The 3,002-nt window shown below is 34.4% G+C and carries 4 protein-coding genes; 3 read left to right on the top strand and 1 reads right to left on the bottom strand.

Annotation, left to right across the window (positions count from 1 at the left end):
• On the bottom strand, positions 1-219 hold a 219-nt coding region (locus tag AC3AX0_RS10480), incomplete at its 3' end, for a holo-ACP synthase (RefSeq protein ID WP_487550238.1).
• A gap of 108 nt (positions 220-327) precedes the next feature.
• Between AC3AX0_RS10480 and upp the strand changes: the two genes are divergently transcribed.
• The 3 genes from upp to AC3AX0_RS10465 all read left to right on the top strand — a co-directional run.
• On the top strand, positions 328-960 hold the full coding sequence (gene upp / locus AC3AX0_RS10475) for a uracil phosphoribosyltransferase (protein WP_487550237.1): 633 nt from the start codon (positions 328-330) through the stop codon (positions 958-960).
• A gap of 229 nt (positions 961-1,189) precedes the next feature.
• The gene (gene metF / locus AC3AX0_RS10470) at positions 1,190-2,059 is read left to right on the top strand and encodes a methylenetetrahydrofolate reductase [NAD(P)H] (RefSeq protein WP_487550236.1); all 870 of its coding nucleotides are present in this window, start codon (positions 1,190-1,192) and stop codon (positions 2,057-2,059) included.
• A gap of 6 nt (positions 2,060-2,065) precedes the next feature.
• A partial coding sequence (locus AC3AX0_RS10465; RefSeq protein WP_487550235.1) for a homocysteine S-methyltransferase family protein occupies positions 2,066-3,002 on the top strand: 937 nt, incomplete at its 3' end.

The raw sequence follows: 3,002 nt of genomic DNA, 5'->3' as shown, positions 1-3,002 counted from the left end.
TACAATCTCATCCCAATTGAATCCTGCTATTCCCGTTCCTATGCATTTGCTTACAGCTTCCTTGGCGGAAAAAATGCCTGCAGCTGTTGTTGCCTTGAATTTTCTTGATTTGAGATATTCAATTTCAGAAGTGGAATAAATCCTCTTTAGAAACTTCTCGTTTTTTATTAGTTTCTCTATTCTTTTAACTTCAACTATGTCTATTCCGTTGCTTATCATTATCATCACCAAGAGAATTATATAATTAATAAAATAAAATGTAAACATTCAATTGACATTATTCGACCAATGTATATAATATATATTAGTAAATTTGAGAGGTGCACGATGAAAGAGAATGTAACACTGATTAAACATCCCTTGATACAGCATAAATTAACAATGTTAAGAAACGAGAATACATCATCAAAAGATTTCAGAGAACTAGTCAACGAAGTCTCCATGCTTATGGCTTTTGAAGTTACGAGAAACCTTCCCATTGAAGATGTTGAAATTAAAACTCCAATATGTAAGACTACAGGTAAACGCCTAAGTGGTCTTGATATAGCCATTGTACCTATCATGAGAGCAGGATTGGGTATGGTAGAAGGAATGTTAAGCCTTATACCTAATGCCAAAGTTGGACATATTGGATTATACAGAAACGAAGAAACAATCGAACCAATCGAATACTATTGCAAGCTGCCTTCTGACATTTCCAAAAGACTTGTAATCGTAACTGATCCAATGCTGGCAACTGGAGGATCTCTTAGGGATGCAATTACAATGCTTAAGAACAGAGGCGCTGTGAACATAAAGGCAATGATTCTTGTAGCAACAGAAACCGGAATTGATGAAGTACTTAAATACCACCCAGACATTGAAATATACACTATTTCAATAGACGATGGTCTTAATGAAAAGTCTTACATAGTTCCAGGACTTGGAGATGCCGGCGACAGACTGTTTGGTACTAAGTAAGCATTAAAACATATTTCAACTTCCCCAAACTATAACCAAAGAACAAATATAGGATACTCGGATATAACCTGAGGTCCTATATTTTTTTACAACAATCCGTAAGCTCTACAAATATTAGTGCTGCAGTTTTTGACATAAGTCCAAAAATATGTTATAACTTTATTAATTTTCTTTAAATTAATGTGATTATTTATTATAATAGAATATAAATATTGTAGAGGTGGTAAAAATGAACATAATAGATAAATTCAATAAAAAAGACAAAGTAATATCATTTGAAATTTTTCCTCCGAATAAAGCCATAAATTTGAAACAACTCCTTGATGTAATAGACGAACTCGCAGTTTTCAGACCTGATTTTATTTCAGTTACCTATGGAGCTTCTGGAAATACAAACAACAACTATACAATCGACATTGCCCAATATATCAAGGAAAAGTATACAATTGAAGCTATGCCCCATCTTACATGCATAACTTCAACAAAGGATAAGATAGACCATATTCTAAGGTCAATAGAAGAAAAAAAACTAAAAAACATTTTAGCGCTAAGAGGAGATCTTCCATCAGATCCAAACTTCGAATTCCCCGATCCCCTTCACTTCCAGTATGCCTCTGATCTTATTCAATATGTAAAGTCAAGTGAATATGATATTTCTTCTGCAGCAGCATGCTATCCTGAAGGTCATATGGAATGTGATTGTCTTGACAAGGATATAAATAATCTTTGTCGAAAAGTTGAAATGGGTGCAGATTTTCTCATAACCCAATTATTTTTCAACAACGAAAAGTACTATACTTTCAAGAATAAAATCGCGAAAAAAAATCTAAATGTACCAATTACTATGGGTATATTGCCTGTTACAAATGCAAAACAGATAAAAAGAATAACAGCTTTAAGCGGTGCTTCCATTCCAGACAAGCTTAATATACTGTTGGAAAAATACGAAAACGACAATAAATCCATGATGGACGCAGGAATAGAATATGCCTGCAAACAGATGGAAGAACTGAATGATTTTGGAGTTGACGGATTCCATCTTTACGTAATGAACAAACCTGAAGTTGCAAAAAAAATATTCAAAAATATGAACTGGTAGGTATATATGTCTAATTTTTTAAATGATTTAAATAAAAAAATAATGATTCTCGATGGAGCCATGGGTACTGAAATACAAAAAAGAATCGAAGATGCTGGAATTAATCCAGAGCTACTTAATATTACCCATCCCGATTTAATAAAAGATATTTACAGAGACTACACAGCTGCAGGAGCCGATATAATTACATCAAATACATTTGGTGCCAATGGATATAAACTTAAAAAATCAGGACACAGTGTTGAAGAAGTCGTAAAAAAAGGCATCAACCTTGTGAAAATGTCAACAGATGCCTATTGCGCACTTGACATAGGTCCCATAGGCGTTTTAATAAACAACGATACTGAATATGATTTTGATTTTGCTTATGAAACCTTTAAGGAACTTATAGCAGCAGGCAGCGAAGCAGGCTGTGACTTGATTTTAATAGAAACAATGACAGACATATACGAAGCAAAGGCAGCCGTGCTGGCAGCCAAGGAAAACACAGACCTTCCCGTCATCTGCAGCATGACCCTTCAGGAAAACGGAAGAACCCTTACAGGTACGGACATAGTAACCATAGTATCCATACTTGAATCCCTAGGAACAGACGTCATAGGATTAAACTGTTCATTTGGTCCTGAGGAAATGCTTCCTTTCATTGAAGAAATGGTCAAATATTCTTCAAGCAATATAATAATACAACCAAATGCTGGACTTCCAAAAATTGTTGATGAAAAAACAGTATTCGACTTGAGTCCTGAAGATTATTCCCTTACAATGAATAAAATCAAAAATATGGGTGTAAATTTACTTGGTGGATGCTGCGGTACCACTCCCGAGCATATCAAGATATTTAAAGACAGCATCATAGACTTAGCACCTTCAGAAATAACCAGAAAAGACTATACTTTTGTTTCTTCCTCGACAAAAACTGTAATAGTAGACGGAGTCAAGATAA

The sequence above is a fragment of the Dethiosulfatibacter sp. genome, assembly GCF_983023055.1.
Note: the sequence above shows the minus strand (reverse complement) of the source record. Positions and strands in the feature narration are given on the sequence as shown.

Coding starts and splice junctions, on each gene's coding strand:
- upp (WP_487550237.1), top strand. CDS start 328: ATGAAAGAGAATGTAACACTGATTAAACATCCCTTGATACAGCATAAA.
- metF (WP_487550236.1), top strand. CDS start 1,190: ATGAACATAATAGATAAATTCAATAAAAAAGACAAAGTAATATCATTT.